The sequence below is a fragment of the Shewanella bicestrii genome, from assembly GCF_002216875.1.
Lineage (GTDB): Bacteria > Pseudomonadota > Gammaproteobacteria > Enterobacterales > Shewanellaceae > Shewanella > Shewanella seohaensis.
On sequence record NZ_CP022358.1, the window covers coordinates 1,429,698 to 1,447,685 of the forward strand.

Below are 17,988 nucleotides of genomic sequence, written 5' to 3' on the forward strand. Positions count from 1 at the left end.
GTGCGCCATGTTATCTGCAGTAGGGCGTTATGCTACTCGGTCAGCATAGTATCTGGGATAGACACGCCCCTCGCCTTGGCGAGGTTTGCTAATTCACCACTTTGCACCATGTCCTGCAGAAACAGATCAAAACTATCCAGAAGCGGTTGAAATTGGGCGTATTTGGGAAAAGCCATAAAGCCATCTTGAGTATCAATCGCGGGCGAAAGTGGCACGATGTTCTGTGGAAGCTTGATTTGCGCCAGTAGTGACTCAGTGTTGCGGATATTACTGGCGAGCAGATCGAGATCCCCACGGGATAAGCGCTCTATACCACTCTTAAGATCGGCAAATTCATTGATGGTGAGCGACTTAGTGCGCTCATTAAACAGATAGCCGTAACTCCAACCCTGCATTTTACCAATTCTTAGACCACGGATACTAGCATAATTGCCATCCCAAGGCGTGGGATGATGGGTTCTGGCGTAAAAGACAATGTCGTCACGGTAAAAGGCGAGGGACGAAAAGGCTAAGACTTTCTGACGAGCTTCTGAAATGTAGGGGCCAATTAGGATATCCGCTTGCCCTCGTTCGACCATAGATTGGGCGCGGCGCCAGGGTGCAAGTTGATAGTGAATCGTCACTTTTTGGCGTTCGGCAAAGCGATTCAGAATATCTACAGCTAAGCCGTTGTATTCGCCCTTGGCATTTTGTTCAAAAATCTGGCTAAACGAGGTACCTACGGCAAGCAGCTCCTCCGCCTGTGCGGGTGGGCACAGGCTCGAGAGAATAAAAAGGCTGCAAGCGATAAGCACTCTTTTACATGCCATTGACGGTTCCTTTATGACGACTATAGGAATTTAGTTCAATTTTGAGGTAGTTATTAGGTAAATGTTCTTTTTCCTCAATACTGGCAAATTGTACACCGATTTTTATGCTTACTCGCAGTTTGCAAAGTGACTATACGGGATAAGAGTGTTTCTTTAAAAGGAAGATAAGCGGCTAAATTTATGGATGTTTTACTTATTTTGCTTATCTGGCTAAGCCTGTTTCAATTTGTATCACATTGAGTTGGCTATAGATGAAAGACGCGGATATTCAGGCAGATTCAAGCAATCTGAGGTATGCTGCGCCGTCATGCGTTTTTTCGATAAGAAGTGAGCCGATGAAGTTACAGCAAGTAGATAAAACGATTTACCGCAGCAATATGAACCTGTTTATGGTGGCCTTGGTATTAGGCTTGATTGTGTTATCCCTAAGCTTTGGGGCGGGATTGATTGCGCTTTTTGGCGTAGAGGCCGTGCCCGGTGAGCCGACGGGGAATTTTCATTGGAATCTACTCGGGGTGATTCTGGCGGTGTTGCTTTGTAGCGCCATAGTGTATCAGCTTAAGACTCAGCCCTTTTTTAAAGAGATTTATTACGTGTGGCAGTTAAAGCAGCTGCAAAATCGCATTTACCGTAAGCTGAATAAGATCCGAGCTGCTGCGGCGAGTAATGATGTAAATGCGTTGATTACATTGCTGTTTTACTTCACCAGTTTACGCCAAGTCTATCTGCTCGATGATAATACCTTGACCTTATCCAGCGTCGATAAGGAATTAAATCAACTGCAAGAGCAGTGCAACAACTTGGGATTAACCCTGTCGGCCGAGCAATTCGAAGTAGCGCTGTTAGCGGGCTTTTAGTGGAATTGGTGCCAAGCATCCAATAAAAAAGTGAGTGCCTACACACTCACTTTTTTAGAACTTACTTTTTATATAAGTCTATTGGGGCGAGAACTTACGCCTCATATTGCGCCCCTATAGATCTTGAACCATTAGTGCGCTGCTTGCTGCGCCCGTTGCAGCGACAGTAACCACTTACCATAGATATAAATCCCTACAGCCGAAATGGTGCCGATCGCGGCGATAATATACCAAGCCATACCGATATTGTGGCTGTGGTAGAGCTGCTGAGTCAGGTCGTGGGCGTTTTCGCCAGTAAAGCTGACTAAGGTGGTAAAGGCTTCACCCTGCGGGATGGCATTCACATCCGTTGAACTCATGCCGCGCTCGAGTAATAACTCGCGTGAGAACAACTCTTTAGAGGCGAAAATTTCATAGAGTTTAGGGCCAAAATAACCTTCTAAGCCCCAACCAATTCCTTGCGGTAGCATCACAAAGCCAAGGTACATGGCTTTTTTACCTTCGGGAGCTATGTTACCCATAAATTCGTTCTTCTTCGGGCTTATCATCATCTCGCCGATAGAGAACATGGCAATGGCGAGCACAATAAACCAGGCGGCATGGAAGGCGCCGATAAACACAAAGGCCAAGATACTGAGTAAACAGCCAATCAGCATCGCCGTGGTGATGCGGTATTTGGCGGTCAGCGCGGCAATTAAAAAGCAGCTGGTCATAATCAGGCCGGCGTTGAGGTTCAGCATGCCTTCTGGCATCACCTTAGTGCCTTCGTTATTTAAGCCGAGCCAGAACTGTAAAATGCCGTTGCTGGTACCTTCGCTGCCAAACAGACTCGTCACAATCACGCTGGTATCGACCCACTCCGAAATATGAATAGGCAGTACGTCAAACAGGGCATTAAAGAGGAACCAAAAGCCTGAAAACACTAGCATGTAATAAATCACGATAGGTTTTTTAAGCTCATGCCAAGCGTCGCGCCAGAGCGCTTCTTGCTTAATTTCGCCGGATTTAATTTGCTGATTGCGTGCAACGCGCTCGGCCTTGCCCGGCTCGGTATACGTCAATAGGAACAAGAAGTTTAGCGAGATAATCGCGGCGCAGGCATAAAACACATTATCCCAAGAAAGCTGGCGCATATGCACGGCAACCAATGGCCCTAAGAAGCCACCGATATTCACGACTTGATAAAATATCCCCCAGGCCATGGAGGTGTTATTGCGATTGGTGGAGAGCACTAAAGTGCCTTGAATACCGGGTTTAAATATCCCAGTGCCGATGGCGAGTAACAGTGCCCCCGATAAGAAGCCCCAAAAGGTGGGGAAAAACGCCATGGTCAGGTAGCCCATGATTTTAATCACGGTTGAGCCGAAAATTGTTTCCTTGTAACCGACCCTATCGGAAATCCCGCCGGTAAACACGGGCACAAAGGTCTGCATAATGGCCCAGAGCGAGATAATGATGCCATAGTCGCTGAGGCTGATCCCCAGACCGCCCGCCGACTCGGGGGCTTTGGCGTATAAGCCCGCACTGGCTTTGACACCGTAATAGGCGATACGCTCGACCAGCTCCATACCGCCCACTAACCAAAAAATATAACTTAGGCTAGTGATCGAGGCCCACATGCCTAACTGCTTGACTTCGCGCAGATCATTCTCTGCATTTGGACTGCTGTGACTCATGTCCTTCCCTTTATTATTGTTATTGAATTTAATTTCACTAATTCATTATTAATTAAATGGTTAACGCAATTGCTTGGGCAAATAACGCCGTAATAATTAACCGATTTCGGGCAATTTAAGCCTACACTTTACCTAATTAAGGGTTAAATACCAAAAAAGTAGTGAAAAATGATGACTTTCACCACATCTGTTATTAAGTGATGCTTGCTTGTTGCAATCACGGAATAAATATGTGCTAGCAGTAAGGTATTGTGATGATTAGTTTTTGTTACAAGTTTCTCCCGTTAAACGCGATTGGTATTAAGGTAAAATTTAGGTACAATCCACTGCCGCATTTTTGTTCATCCATTATTTCTCTGTGTAATACCGCCAGAACAAGCTGAGTGCGCGCCCGCCTTTATTTTTGTGAGATTAGGTTATGACTGCTATTTCCGCTGCCGCAACGGACCAACGCCTGCTGCAAGAGCCGATTTCAAAGCTTTTTTGGCGCTACACCATTCCAACGATCGCCTCCATGCTGGTGACTGGGGTGTATGTCACCATTGATGGTATCTTCGTTGGTCATTATCTCGGTGAAACTGGATTGGCGGGCATGATGTTGGCCTATCCCGTGGGCGCGATTCTCTATGCCGTTGGCGCCATGATAGGCATGGGTAGCGCGGCGTTAGTCTCGATTAACTTAGGGCAAGGTAATGTCGCCAAGGCGCGCAAGTTGCTCGGCAACGCCTTTAGCTTGTGTTTACTGGCGGGGGTATTTTTTGCCTTAGTCGGCGGGATCTTTTCTCGGGATATTTTAATTGCCCTCGGCGCAGAGGGGGAGATACTCGAAAACGCTAACGAATACCTGTTCTGGTATTTTGCCTTATGTCATTTCCCTATTATTTCAATGGCATTCACCACCTTGCTGCGTAACGACGGTCGCCCATCTATGGTGACCTTTGTGCTGATTTTAGGTGGTGTGCTGAACACCTTTTTAGATTGGCTGTTTATTGTGGTGTTTCCCTTCGGCTTGGCCGGGGCGGCGATTGCCACCATGTTGTCCCAGGCCGTGACTGGTTTACTCTGCCTGCAGCATTTCTTTGGGGTGCGCACACAGCTCAAAATTAATCTTGAGCAGATGAAGCTAAAGCTCGACAACTGCCTCAATATTGCCCGTGTCGGCCTGCCAAGCTTTTTGATGAACCTGTATTTGTCGATTGTATTGACCCTGCATAACACCGCATTTTTATGGGTCGGTGGCCCTCTGCATGTGGCGGCATACGGGGTTGTGAGTTACACCGAAGCGTTTTTCTATCTGATTTTTGAAGGCATTGCCCTCGGTACTCAACCAATTTACAGCTTTAATGCGGGGGCAGGGCGCTTCGACAGGGTTAAGCAGGCACGCAATATCGCCTTTGGCATGACCCTACTCACCGCCGCACTCGGCTTAGTGTTGATTTATTCCCGCCCCGAATGGTTGGTGTACCTGTTTGCCGGTGACAACCCAAGCTTAACGCCGGTCGCGATTGAAGGAATGCGCTGGTATTTCTGGGGCTTACCTATGGAAGGCTTGATTCTTGTGGGCGCCAGTTTCTTCCAAGCGATTAATTGTTCTAAGCAGGCATCGATACTCACTGGGGCGAAACTGCTGCTTATCGCCGCCATTATCTATTGTTTTGCTTGGGCCTTTGGTGTGATTGGCGTGTGGGTGTCGCTCGCGACCTGTAGCACTATGCTGGTGATTTGGATGTTTATCGCGATGGGGCGGCTCCAAGTGAACGCTAAAGTCTGATGTTGTTTACGCATTATCTTTACCTTTGAAACCGACTTAGTACTGGCGTGTCGGCATGCGCTCTGTTACATTTCGCTGGTTTAATCCCAGCTTAAATTTAGCGCAGTTTTTAGCGTGTTTTTTATCACTAAAATACGGCTGCCGACTGACGGTAAAAGCGTGCGGATAGGATAGAATTCTGGGCCTTTTTCAGGCTCGTCGTTTGTTATTTATGTTTTATGAGGCTCTTATGCGCACCGCTGCAGTCATCTCTATGCTGTTGTTTGGCGTGTTAACCAGTGTTAATGCCAGTGCCAAGGATAATGAGCTAGTGTTTGCTAGCGATTTTGAGGGTAACCGCTTATCCCAACCTTGGTCTTGGATCATGGGCTGCCAATTTGAGGGCGCAGAGCCCCACAGTGGTGAGAGCGCATTGTTATGTGCCGAAGGCAATAGCAGTATCGTCAGTAAATTCCCTGTCTCCGAAGCGGGCCTATTGGAGTTTTGGGTCAAGACCCAAAATATCCAAACCCAATATCGGATTAATGTACTCACATCGCCGGTATTAAAACTGGATGCCCAGTGGCAGCATGTGGCGCTGATTGATATCACCCCAGCAACTACCGAATATTTGGCCCACAGGGTGTCGATTGACGATCCGAGCCGCCAATATATTCGCCTCGATATCGAAGCCATTAATGGCCCCATTAGTTTGGATGACTTAACCCTAGATAAAATTCGCCTCGATATCGCACTGCAAAAGAACGAGCAAAAAATCATTGGTGGCATTTTAGATAAGCTTAAAGAAGACAAAAACTACGAGGTTCAGGCCGAGTCCTTTAGAACCCTAGGTAAAAACTACGCCGCCCAGCTCGAAAGCCAAAGACAGTACCTCGAATATTCCAATGCGATTTATTCGAGTATCACCTTTGTGTTGGCGACCTCTGAACGTAATAAAATGTCTAACCCATTGGGTTATAACACCTTTAGGTCGGTATTAACCGATGCTAAGCGTGTGGCATCGCCGATCCAACAGGCGCGTTTAGGCTCTATGGTTAAGCCCTTTGGTGACTTAGCCACCGCCACTTTAAATGTGGTGAGTGCGGGTGCTTATTCGGCATTTGCCGAACCCTTTAAATCCTTCCTCGCGGCCACCTTTGACCGCTCAAACTATGACAACAGCGACTTAAGCCGCAGTGATAAAAAGTTTGCCGAGGAAAATGGCCTTAAGATTTATCAGCAGGCCGAGCGTTTTATGGCTGAAATCGAGAAAGAACTACAACAGGTTACGGCGCTCGATAACGATTTAGTCAGTATGCAGAAGAACTTAGATACGTTCCGTAAGGATTTAGATAAGCATCTGCGTAGCTACCTGCAACATGCCAGCATTGCCCGCACACCCGAAAATTACAGCAAGGTGATGAGCAAAGATGAGCAAACGCGGGCGCAGATTATGGCCGACGTGAATGCCAATATCAGCGCCAAGGCCGATGCCTTATTAGCCGCAAATAGCAATGCTGAATTAGTACAGTACATGATTAAAACCACTGAAAAAATGGATGAGTTTCAGGAGTTTAAAGAGCGTTTCAATCAAATCACTTCGGCGATGTTAACCTTCTACGATCGCTTCGAGCGCTCGATTGCCGCCGAACAAAACCCCTTCACCGACCCAAGCGATAGGGCAGTATGGGAACAACATGCCCAAAGTGCACGCAACTATATTCGCCAATCGAAGGAAGCCTTTACGAAAGCCTTTATGTAGCGGCTTGTTGTAGAGACACAGATTGAGCTTTTTCATAAAAATGGCGGAGAAAGAATTTTTCTCTGTCATTTTTATATGCGTAATTTACTGAAGTGAACGTTTAATCGGCCATGTTAATCTGACAGTGTTGTATGCACACAGAAAGTGTATTATCTACTTGATTTAAAATGAGTGGCTAGATTTATTGTTACGATCTGCTGCAAGCCACTAGTATATGCAGACGTTAATTTATTGAGATAAACAAATGAGAACAACATTTCCAAATAAGCATGCATACGTTTATGCGAAAGAGCATGATTTAGAAGAAGCGGCCATATCAATACGGTCGATGACTATTCAAAAATGGGAAAGAAATTATGAAACAAGTGTTAGACGAGCATATTTGATTGAATTATTAAAAACACACGATCTTCTTGATGAATTTATGACTCGTTATTGGCCCATTGGATTTGAAAATGAAGGGAAAAAACAGTTAGAGTTTTTATACAAATTAAAACTAGATTACGAGCAGTTTCTAGACAAGACAGAAGATCTAGCAGATGAAGAGCAAATTGAATCTGAAGAAAATTTAACCTTTGCATTAGAAAATCATTTGCGAGATTTTCTTGCCAAAAACCTAGATAAAATTGAGCCTGGATTACGGCTCTACGAGCTAGATGGAATAAATGGTGTAGAGTTTAGAATAGACTCCGGTAGAATAGATTTATTAGCTGTGGATAAAAATAATAGCCCTGTAATTATCGAACTGAAACGAGATTATGGAAAAGAAAAGGTTTTAGGACAAATCCTTTATTACATGGCGTGGGTAGATAAAAATTTGGGTTTAGGCCCATCACGAGGGATAATAATTTCAAATGAAATTAGTAATGAATTGAAAATTGCAATACAACGAGCTCCAGGTGTTGAATTAGCAGTATATAAATTACAATTCTCTGTTGAGAGGGCTTGACTTTACTATAACTTAAAACTGGGCGGCACTTTGGGCTGTCATTTTAGTCGAGGTTATCCCGTAGAAAATTTTTATGCGAAATTCACCTGTATAGCTAATTACTTAATACGATTTTTGTCCCAAATCATGCAATCCAATAAAAAGCCGCCAGTTAAGGCGGCTTTTAAAGGTTTAGTGCGCTAGCAATTAAACCAGATACACATTTAAGCTACAGGCACCGTGGGCGCCGACGACGAGGGCTTGCTCGATATCGGCGGTTTTTGAGGGGCCCGCGATAAATACACCAAACTCACCGGCATCTAAGGTAATGTCCTTGGCGGCTTGATGCATGTTCGGCACAATCTTAGTGCTAGGTAGCGCTAATATGAGGTTTTCACAGATAAAAGGCGTGACCCTGTGGCCGAGGTTTTTGTTGTTGACCCAAATGGCACCATTTTCGGCAACGCCAACATCCCCTGGAATGACCGCATAATCGATATCCCTAAGCTCGTGTGCCGTTGGTGGCACATCACGGTTTGCCGTGATGCCTTCAACGAGGGAGATAACCTGCAAGCCTTGGGCGACAAGCTCATCCACTTTGGCTTGCAGTGCCGTGAGTCCGCCTTCGCGGTGCAGTGTGCCGGCCACGGTTTTAAGATTGGTTTCAAACTGACCAACCAGATCTTCCACCCGCGGGGCGACATCGATGCTTGGCATAGGATGGTTTGTTAAAGCCGACAGTTTGAGCGCATTGAGAATTTCGTGCTTACTAGACATCTTATAGGCTCCTGTGTTTCTTAAACCAAGCTTCGAAGCTGGAGTTGGGGGCGACGGGCAGTTCACGGTATTTACCCCAAGCGCCGCTAAATGGCTTGAGCAGACTGCCCGGCAGAATGCGCAGTGCGGTACGGGCCGCGCCCATTGAGCAATTGAGCATGGTCGGGCTTGCCATAAATTTACCCACTAAAGGCATATAACTGTTTTTGCCGTAAGGGAGTTTTCCGGCTTCGGCCTTTAGGCGTCTGTGGTGGAAAATTATCTTATCGAGCGGTACTTTAGTCGGGCAAACATAGGTACAGCTACCACACAAGGTACAAGCCCAAGCGATGGAGTTAGTGTCATCGCTCTTGGCACCCACGGCAATCCCAATCGGGCCTGGGATGGTGTAGTTGTAGCTGTAACCACCGGAGCGGCGATACACAGGACAAGTATTTAGACAGCCACCGCAGCGAATACATTTTAGAGATTCGGCAAGGATTTTATCCTTGAGCATCTCAGTGCGGCCGTTATCGACGATGATCACGTGCATCTCACCATCGACCTGTGGTCCACGGTAGAAAGCGCTATAGGTGGTGACGGGCTGACCAGTCGCGTTACGGGCGAGGGTGCGCAGTAACACGGCGGCGCTGTCGATATCGGGGACAATTTTGTCGATACCCATTGAATGCAACTGCAACTTGGGTAAGTTTGCCCCCATGTCGGCGTTACCTTCGTTAGTACAAACAACCACGGCGCCCTTGTCGGCAATCGCCATGTTTACCCCTGTCATGGCGGCATCGGCGCTGAGGAATTGCTCACGCAGGTGGGCACGGGCGGCGCGGGTCAAATAGAGTGGATCGGACTCGCCCGCTTTAGTGCCTAATTTGTCATGGAACAGATCGCCCACTTCTTCTTTCTTCATGTGGATGGCGGGCACCACAATGTGCGAAGGCGGCATTTTTGCGAGCTGAATAATACGCTCGCCCAAGTCGGTGTCGATAACTTCAATCCCGTGTTGCTCTAAGTAAGGATTGAGGTGACATTCCTCGGTCAGCATGGATTTTGACTTAACTAACTTCTTCACCTGATGGCTGGCTAAGATGCCGTGTACGATACGGTTGTGCTCTGCGCCATCTTTTGCCCAGTGGACTTTGATACCGTTTGCTAGGCAATTTTGCTCAAAGGTTTCAAGATATTGCGCAAGATTAGTTAAGGTATGCAGTTTGATTTCGGAGCCTAACTGACGCAGTTGTTCCCACTCGGGTAAGCTGCCTGCGGCGCGGTCACGTTTTTCCCGCAGCACCCAAAGGGCCTTAGAGTGCCAGTCAACACGGGTTTCATCACGGCAGAAAATATCGGCCTTGTGGGCGTGAACCTGTGAACCCGTTGTCTCGTGATTATGTTGATATGCCATAGTGGGTCTCCTAGAGCGCGGCGTTAAGTACTTGCGCTATGTGGCGAATTTCAATTGGCAATTGTTGTCTGCGGATCATGCCATCGAGGTGTAATAGGCATGAAGGGTCGAAGCCAACCACATATTGCGCGCCTGTTGCCGCGTGGGCTTGAGCCTTGTCTTTACCCATCTTGGCCGATACTGCGCCTTCGTCGACGGCAAAAGTCCCACCAAAGCCACAGCATTCGTCGCGACGGTCTGGATAGACAATGTCGATTCCGGCGATGTTGGCGAGTACGGCTTCTACTTTGTTGAATCGTGGGCCCATTTGCTCACTTGGTGTGGCAAGGCTCAACATGCGAATACCGTGACAGCTTAGTTGCAGGCTGATCTTATGGGAAAACGGCTTGTTGAAGGCAGGGATCGGGGCGACATCGTGGAGGAACTCGGTCAGCTCATAGAGTTTGTCGATAACGGCTTGGGCTTCTGGGCTATTGTCAAACTCGTGGAAGTTTTCTTTGGCGGCCACTAAACAAGACGCGGCAGGGCAAACAATGGCATCACATTCCACACCCTTGAAAGCATTGAGTAATTTCAAGGTAGTACTGCGTGCTGCATCGAAGCAACCCGAGTTGGTCATAGGTTGGCCACAGCATGTTTGGCCTGCGGGTAGAATCACTTGGTGTCCGAGTTTTTCCAGTAATTCCAGGGTGGCAATCGCCACGCCTGGCATCATTTGGTTAACGAGACACGGGATGAAAAGAGCGATTTTCATTGTGTTTTTCTCTTTCTTGTTAGTGAACGACATTGCCTTGCACTGTGACCCCAAAGTCCACACAAATGCTAAGGTAGTTGATCAAATATAGGCTTATCTTAAGTAAATAAGTAGCGCTAATTTAGTAAATGATCTTGTTGATTTTTGCAAAAATGAGAATATTTTAATGTGTTGATTTTAATCTGTTAAATATGATTTTTGTTTTGTGATTTACCTCGCTGGTTAATAGTGTTTAACGATAAATGAGAATAGTTTTCTTCTGATAAAAAAACGGGGCCATTTCTAGCCCCGTTGAGTACTTTTTAGCGGCTGCACTCTTCGAGCAGATACGCTAAGTGGCGGTAGGAAATGCCACTGTGCTGCGTTAAGCCGACCTCACACATACGGTTGGCGTAATAGCCTTCCTTGATCTCGACAGGAATGAGCTTTTTGATATTACGCAGGGCGCTGGCGTTGATTTCTGGCTTATACAGGCCTTTTTCACCGGCATAACCACAGCAGTCAATGCCCGCAGGTTTGAGCACTTGGCTCGAACAAGCATCGGCAATGGCTTGCATCTTAGGCTCTAACTTCATCTTACGAGCGCTACAACCTAAGTGCAGAGCCACATTGACCTTTTTGTTGATGCTCAGCTTATCCAGCAGCTTGTCGTGCATAAACTCAACTAAGTCGGTGATTTGCACCTGAGGGTTACCCGTGAGGGTACGGTAGGTACAAGACAGGGCATCGACTAATACTGGGATTTTGCCGCCATTACTCATCTTGCTGACCACATCGATAAGCTCTTGGCGTTTGGCGTCGGCGTTTTTAAAGTCGCCTTTAGATTCCCACATTTGGCCGCAGCATAAATCGCGGGTCTTCTCTGGGGTAATAACGTTATAGCCCGCACGCTCGAGCAGGGTGACAACCACCTCTGGCAAGGTGCGATTATCGGGATCCTTAGGTGTTGGACCAAAGGTGCGGCCACCGCAGGCGGGGAAGTAAACCACAGTTTCTTGGCCCGCTTTGGCTGGTGATGGTTTAGGCAATTTGCCACCTTTGGGGAAGTCTGGATTCCAATAGGGCACTTCTTTGGAGAGTAAACGGCCAGTTTTCATCAGCGCGTTGGTGATACCATCGCCGGTGATTTTATGGATGACTCCCAATACGTCAAAGCCTGTGCTGATCACTTGGTTGACGGCGCCAAAGTGTTTGGCTTGGAAATCCAACACTTTTTGCTCAGTGGTGCTGATATAGGGTGTGCGTAGCTTACGGACTAACTGACCCATGCTGTTATCGACTGGGCAGGCAATAGTACAGAGCTGACAAGCCGCGCAGGTATCAATCACATCATACTTGGCATCGGCACGCATTTTATCGGCGGCGGCTTTATCGCCAGATTGCTCTAAGCGCTCGATTTCACGCAGGGTGGCGATCCGCTGACGTGGCGAGAAGTTCAGTGCCGAAGTCGGGCAGGTTTTTTCGCAGAAACCACACTCGATACACTTATCGACAAAATCATCGACAACAGGGCAAGGCTTGATGTTTTTCACGTGCACTGTGCTGTCGTCGTTTAAGATAACGCCGGGGTTGAGCAGGCCTTCTGGATCGAAGATATGCTTGATGCGTTTCATGAGGGTGTAAGCATCTGCGCCCCATTCCATTTCAACGAAAGGTGCAACGGCGCGGCCAGTGCCGTGCTCGGCCTTCATCGAACCATCGTATTTATGGATCACCATCTCGGCCACATCTTGCATAAAGCCTTGGAAGCGCTCGATGTCGGCTTGGGAGGCGAAGGTCGGGGTGATAATAAAGTGGAAGTTACCCGCCAGCGCATGGCCGTAAATCACGCCTTCGGGATAGCCGTGCTTATGGAATAGCTCGGTTAAATCGGCGGCGGCCGCGGCTAAATGTTCGACGTTAAAGGCCACGTCTTCGATGATGACTGAGCTGCCTTTTGGTCGCTCACCACCAATAATCGGGAACAGACCAGAGCGCATTGCCCAGTATTTGCTGTACACATTGGCGTCGCTACTGAAGCTAATTGGACGCTCGGTTTTGATGTGCGCGAGTTTGGCAATCACATCTTGGGTATAGCTTTCTAAGGTTTGGGCATCGTTAGCGCGGGACTCAATCAATAGAATTGCCGCGCCTTCTGGCAGTTCATTGAGCCAATCTGGCATGCCTTTTTTACCGGTGACGGCCTTGATGGATGCCCAGTCGAGTAATTCGGCGGCGGCAACGCTATCGCCAATAATCGGTGGAATGGCACTTGCCGCATCCACCATATTGAAAAATACCGCCATAGCCGAGGCTTTAAATTTGGCTTCATCGACCGTGTGGTAAGTGACTTCTTCGACAAAGGCTAAGGTGCCCTCGGCGCCAACGATCAAGTGGTTAATCAGATCGAACGGGTCTTCAAAATCCACTAGAGCATTGATGCTATAACCCGTAGTGTTTTTGATGGAGTATTTTTTGCGAATACGCTGCGCGAGCACGTCATTGCTGCGGGTTAATTTAGCCAGTGAGGCCAGTGAGTCGAGCAACTCGCCGTGGCTTTGGGTAAAGGCGGCCTTAGACTTATCGCAACCTGTGTTGAGCTCGGTACCATCGGCAAACAGCAGTTTAGCCGAGGCGATGGTCTGGTAACTGTTTTGCGCCGTACCACAGCACATACCCGAGGCGTTGTTAGACACAATACCGCCGACCATGGCCGAGGCAAGGGTCGCCGGATCGGGGCCTATTTTCTTATTGAGAGGCTTGAGCGCCGCGTTGGCATCGGCACCAATCACCGCCGCGCCTAAGGTGATCTTATTGCTGTCGGAACTGATTTCAATGGTTCTAAAACCGTCGTGGCCCAAGATCAATAAAATCCCTTCGCCAATGGCTTGGCCCGATAGACTGGTACCCGCCGCACGGAAGGTTACTGGCACTTTATGGGCACGGGCGATGGCTAAGGTCTGCTTGGCCTGTTCGAGGTTATCCGCGTGAACCACAATTTCAGGCACGATACGGAAATAACTGGCGTCAGTAGACCACGCAAAGCGGCGCACAGGGTCATTTGAGACGGCTGACTCACCGAGTTGTTGAATAAGCTCTTTATAAACAGCGTCATAATTAATAGACATAAGTTACTCTCTCAACGCTAAAAATGACTAAGGCCGCCAAGCGGCCTTAGGTTTAGATTGGCTTAGAAGCCACCCCAAAGAGTTGCGATGGTGCCTGCAAGTAGCGCATAACCAATCGCCACAGGCATAGTTTTACGAATAATTTCTGATTCTCTGCCCGCCATACCTACAACGGTCGCGGCGGCTACGACGTTCATCACACACATCATGTTACCGGCGTTTGCACCGATACCTTGTAGTGCTAACACCAGTGTATGGTTCATGCCAATGTTGTCGGCCACACTGTATTGTAGGCTGGAGAACATCATGTTGGAGAAGGTCGCCGAGCCTGAAAGGAAGGCGCCGAAGATCCCCACAATCGGTGCCATCCATGCCCACACAGCTCCCATAGATTGGCCTAACATATCGGCTAAGGCGACTGGCATAGACGCAAGACCTGCACCATTAACGCCTGAGTTTAAGAAGATTTTCACCATAGGCACGGATGCGCCTAATGAGATGATAGTCGGTAACATCGACTTGCATGACACGCCGATAGATTGCTTAATCGCTGGGCTTTTCATCTTGAACAGGAAGAAACCTAAGATACACACGGCCACGAAGAAGGCGCCTGGTGCGTACAGGGTCGCAAAGCTGGCTTTTAGCTCAGTGCCCATTAGGCCTGTCCAGCTGATGTTGAAACTGGATAACCAGGCTTTGAGTGGCGCAACCGTACGTGATAACACTAATAGCGCTGCCATGATGATATAAGGTGTCCAAGCGGCGATTTGGGAGAACTTAGCGGTAGTCTCAATTTTCGCGCCTTCTTGGCTATCATTTTCAGCAAAGTCATTCCAAGGCGTTTTTGGCAGTAAGTATCCTTTACGAGCAACGGGGATAACTAAGGCCATACCCACCAATGAACCGATAACAGATGGGAATTCAGGACCTGCAAGGTAGTTGATAATCCAAGCGGGAACGGTAAAGGCAAGACCCGCGAAAATCGCAAACTTCCAAATCGCTAAACCTTCTTTAAATGACTTATTACGGCCAAAGAATCCTGTCAGTATGGTCACCATGACTAGCGGGATTAAGGTACCTGTGATTAAGTCGATAGTGATCATATGCATTACGATAAAGCGAGCATAGCCAACGTAGCTTCCGCCATGGGCTGCAAACTGCTCAGCCGCCAAGCTTACACCACCTTGGGTTAAACCTTGCTCCATACCAAATAGCACGGGTAAACCAATCGCACCGAAGGATACGCAGGCCGAGTCGGCAATCAGCGCCACAACGGCGGCGGCAACGGGCGGAACCCCCAGCAATACCAGCAGCGGCGCACCAATCGCGGCTGGCGTTCCAAAGCCCGCACTACCTTCAATAAAGGCACCGAATAACCAACAGATAATAATCACTTGCACACGGGCATCGGCACTGATGTTAGTGAAACCCGCGCGGATGGTATCCATGGCCCCTGAGTATTTCAGGGTGTTGAGCAGGAATACCGCGCCGAAGATGATGGTTAAGGGGGTGATGGCTGACAGCAGTCCTTCGAGAACCGATGCGGCTAACAGCGTGGTATCCATTTGCCAAATAAACACGGCGGCAAGCGCTGTGATTACCATGGAGATGGGCATAGCTTTGGACGCTGGCATTCTGAGTAATACGAGAAAGATCATTACACTGATTACTGGCGTCAAGCTGGCGAGGAGTTGAAGTATTGTCATGCTTGCCTCTACATAAAGTGGTCTGTCTTATTATTTATATTTGGATCTTGCTAGTGTTTTCCTGTTTAACCCTCGGCGGATAAATCAGCAGTTTCAACTGCCAATGCCAAGAGTCACAACATTCTGTGGTGTGTACTAGACGCTATTCGGGGCTTAACTAATATGATCTAGATCATTTTGACTGCTGTATAAAATGCTAATTTACAGTGCTGCGGGAGGCTTCTCTCATAGGATTTTCCTAACTGTGATCCATGTCACTCGAAGGTGGTTTTTTATATTTCGATAATGGGATGATTCACTGATTTCTATTCCTTAAGGTTATAAAAATCGAGATATCCGCTAAATTAGCTATCAGTATTGCAATTAACTGATCCATTTATTTCATTAATGAGTACTTAATGGATTTTTAAGACAATATTAAGATGTGACTCATCTCTCATTTTTATGTGGCGGTAAAAATCACTCCGCTAAACTGAATTGAGTAAGATAATGAATTAATAGATTTTTATTGAGTTTTGCACCGCAGGAAATATTGAGAGCAAGATCAAATTTTAGTGATGACTAAATTTCGCGTGATGAATATCACTTAATGAATTTTGTTTTAATCTGAAATTTAATAACGGTTAATAAAGCTGTTTACAGCCGCGCAGCCGCAACACAGCATTCTGTTAACAGCTGGTGTGGAGATAAACTTGAGTGACTAATGATGGCGAGCCGTTGCGGCCATTATGCCTCGCCTAATGTGGGCTTAAAACAGCTTACTGCCCCAGCCGAGCTTACTGCGTAACACATGGAAGTAATTATGGCCTTTAGGGTGGATAAGCCTGAGCTGCTCAGAGCTGCGGCGCACTATGATTTCATCGCCGGGTAAGACGGCTAAATGCACGTGGCCATCACAACTTACTTCAAGATTTTCGCCATTTTCAGGGGAGACGACCATCTTAATGGTGCTGCAGGCATCGACCACTATGGGGCGACACGACAGTGTATGCGGGAACATAGGCACTAAGATTAATGCCTGTAAATTGGGGGTCAGAATGGCGCCACCTGCCGACAGGGCATAGGCGGTCGATCCCGTCGGGGTTGACACTATCATGCCGTCGGCGCGTTGGCTGTACATGAATTGGTTGTCTATATAGACTTCAAATTCAATCATATGGGCAATTTTACCCGGATGGAGTACCGCTTCATTAACGGCGGTATTGCTCGCTTTTAACATGCCATGGCGATAGACCTCGGCCTCGAGTAAAAAGCGGTGTTCGGTATCAAATTCCCCATCGAGCACTTTGGCGAGGGCTTCTTCAAAGGCATCGGGCGGTAAATCCGTTAAAAAGCCGAGATTGCCACGGTTTACCCCAATAACGCCTACATCGAAGCGCGCTAGCACTCTGGCTGCACCGAGCATATTGCCATCACCACCCACGACTATGGCTAAATCGCAGCGTGCGCCAATCTCTAACAAATCGACCGCGACGATATTTGTCCCTAACTCGCTGGCAACACGCTCTTCCACGAGGACTTCATACCCTTGCACCGTCAGCCAGTGGTGCAGACGTTTGAGGGTTTGATTTGTCCCTGGGTGGTGTGGCTTGCCAATCAGGCCAATAGTGTGGAACTTTGTGGTCATATTTATGCTAGATCTGGCCTTAGGCCTTGAAACGTCAAAATTGATCCCCATAATATGCCCAGAGTATTTAGAAACAAAGCATTTTTAGCTGGAGTGAAAATGAGCAACGAGTCGATTAAAGCAGAACAGGATCTGATCCAAGAGGGTGTAGAGTCTGAAGTTTCTACCGAAGAAGCGAGTCTGATTGACGAGCTTACCCAAGCCAATTTCCGTATTGAAGAGCTGGAACAGTTACTCGCTGACGCTTTGGCGAAAGTTGAAGAGCAAAAAGATTCAGTTATCCGTGCTGCTGCCGAAGTAGACAACATTCGTCGCCGTGCGGCGATGGATGTGGAAAAGGCTAACAAATTTGCATTGGAAAAATTCGCCAACGAATTACTGCCAGTGTTAGACAATATGGAACGTGCACTGCAAGGTACTAATCCGCAGGATGAAACCACCAAAGCATTGTTCGAAGGTGTTGAGCTCACGCAAAAGAGCTTCTTAGCCGCCGTGGCTAAGTTTGGGGTAAAACCTATCGATCCACAGGGTCAAGCCTTCAACCCAGACCAACATCAAGCCATTGGTATGCAGCCAAGTGCTGAGTATCCAGCCAATACTGTGATGTTAGTGATGCAAAAGGGTTATGAGCTAAACAGCCGTTTACTGCGTCCTGCCATGGTGATGGTGTCACAGGGCGGCCCTAGCCAAGAAATCAACATTGAAGCCTAAGCTAACGCTTAGCGCTAACTAATAAAAAGGACTGCCGATGCAGTCCTTTTTATTTGTCTGTTGTTTTTCTATTTACTGTTAATCGTGGTTTATCACGTTTGCAGTATTACTGGGAGCTAAGCTCCCAT

13 protein-coding genes are annotated in these 17,988 nt (G+C 47.6%); 5 read left to right on the forward strand and 8 right to left on the reverse strand.

What is annotated here, in order from left to right; genetic code table 11:
- Positions 1–32: 32 nt before the first annotated feature.
- Positions 33–809 (reverse strand): substrate-binding periplasmic protein, encoded by a 777-nt coding sequence (locus CF168_RS06270; RefSeq protein ID WP_089067332.1) that lies wholly within the window; start codon positions 807–809, stop codon positions 33–35.
- Positions 810–1,144: 335 nt separating this feature from the next.
- On the opposite strand from CF168_RS06270, the gene CF168_RS06275 reads away from it, so the two are divergent.
- Complete coding sequence (locus CF168_RS06275) at positions 1,145–1,666, forward strand: DUF3087 domain-containing protein (protein WP_089067333.1); 522 nt, start codon at positions 1,145–1,147, stop codon at positions 1,664–1,666.
- Positions 1,667–1,797: 131 nt separating this feature from the next.
- Here the strand turns inward: CF168_RS06275 and CF168_RS06280 are convergent, their stop codons facing one another.
- The gene (locus CF168_RS06280) at positions 1,798–3,342 is read right to left on the reverse strand and encodes an MFS transporter (RefSeq protein ID WP_089067334.1); all 1,545 of its coding nucleotides are present in this window, start codon (positions 3,340–3,342) and stop codon (positions 1,798–1,800) included.
- 418 nt (positions 3,343–3,760) lie between these two features.
- Here CF168_RS06280 and CF168_RS06285 point away from each other — a divergent pair, with 418 nt between their 5' ends.
- The 3 genes from CF168_RS06285 to CF168_RS06295 all read left to right on the forward strand — a co-directional run bounded on the left by CF168_RS06285 (position 3,761) and on the right by CF168_RS06295 (position 7,803).
- Positions 3,761–5,113 (forward strand): MATE family efflux transporter, encoded by a 1,353-nt coding sequence (locus CF168_RS06285; protein WP_089067335.1) that lies wholly within the window; start codon positions 3,761–3,763, stop codon positions 5,111–5,113.
- 229 nt (positions 5,114–5,342) lie between these two features.
- Complete coding sequence (gene bdpA / locus CF168_RS06290; protein WP_089067336.1) at positions 5,343–6,854, forward strand: BAR domain-like protein A BdpA; 1,512 nt, start codon at positions 5,343–5,345, stop codon at positions 6,852–6,854.
- A 244-nt stretch (positions 6,855–7,098) separates the two neighbouring features.
- The gene (locus tag CF168_RS06295; RefSeq protein ID WP_089067337.1) at positions 7,099–7,803 is read left to right on the forward strand and encodes an endonuclease NucS domain-containing protein; all 705 of its coding nucleotides are present in this window, start codon (positions 7,099–7,101) and stop codon (positions 7,801–7,803) included.
- 186 nt (positions 7,804–7,989) lie between these two features.
- On the opposite strand, the gene CF168_RS06300 is transcribed toward CF168_RS06295, so the two are convergent.
- The 6 genes from CF168_RS06300 to nadK all read right to left on the reverse strand — a co-directional run bounded on the left by CF168_RS06300 (position 7,990) and on the right by nadK (position 17,149).
- Positions 7,990–8,559: a LutC/YkgG family protein gene (locus CF168_RS06300; RefSeq protein WP_086902303.1), complete on the reverse strand. Its 570-nt coding sequence runs from the start codon at positions 8,557–8,559 to the stop codon at positions 7,990–7,992.
- Position 8,560: 1 nt separating this feature from the next.
- Complete coding sequence (locus tag CF168_RS06305) at positions 8,561–9,955, reverse strand: lactate utilization protein B (protein WP_089067338.1); 1,395 nt, start codon at positions 9,953–9,955, stop codon at positions 8,561–8,563.
- A gap of 10 nt (positions 9,956–9,965) precedes the next feature.
- Positions 9,966–10,709 carry a (Fe-S)-binding protein gene (locus CF168_RS06310; protein ID WP_089067339.1) on the reverse strand — a complete coding sequence of 248 codons (744 nt, stop codon included), beginning with the start codon at positions 10,707–10,709 and terminating at the stop codon, positions 9,966–9,968.
- 302 nt (positions 10,710–11,011) lie between these two features.
- Entirely contained in the window at positions 11,012–13,816 is a 2,805-nt protein-coding gene (locus CF168_RS06315; protein WP_089067340.1) for an FAD-binding and (Fe-S)-binding domain-containing protein, read from the reverse strand.
- 62 nt (positions 13,817–13,878) lie between these two features.
- Entirely contained in the window at positions 13,879–15,522 is a 1,644-nt protein-coding gene (locus CF168_RS06320) for an L-lactate permease (RefSeq protein ID WP_089067341.1), read from the reverse strand.
- A 748-nt stretch (positions 15,523–16,270) separates the two neighbouring features.
- Entirely contained in the window at positions 16,271–17,149 is an 879-nt protein-coding gene (gene nadK / locus CF168_RS06325) for an NAD(+) kinase (RefSeq protein ID WP_084789193.1), read from the reverse strand.
- Between the two features lie 99 nt (positions 17,150–17,248).
- On the opposite strand from nadK, the gene grpE reads away from it, so the two are divergent.
- The gene (gene grpE / locus CF168_RS06330) at positions 17,249–17,860 is read left to right on the forward strand and encodes a nucleotide exchange factor GrpE (protein ID WP_089067342.1); all 612 of its coding nucleotides are present in this window, start codon (positions 17,249–17,251) and stop codon (positions 17,858–17,860) included.
- The last annotated feature ends 128 nt before the right edge of the window (positions 17,861–17,988 follow it).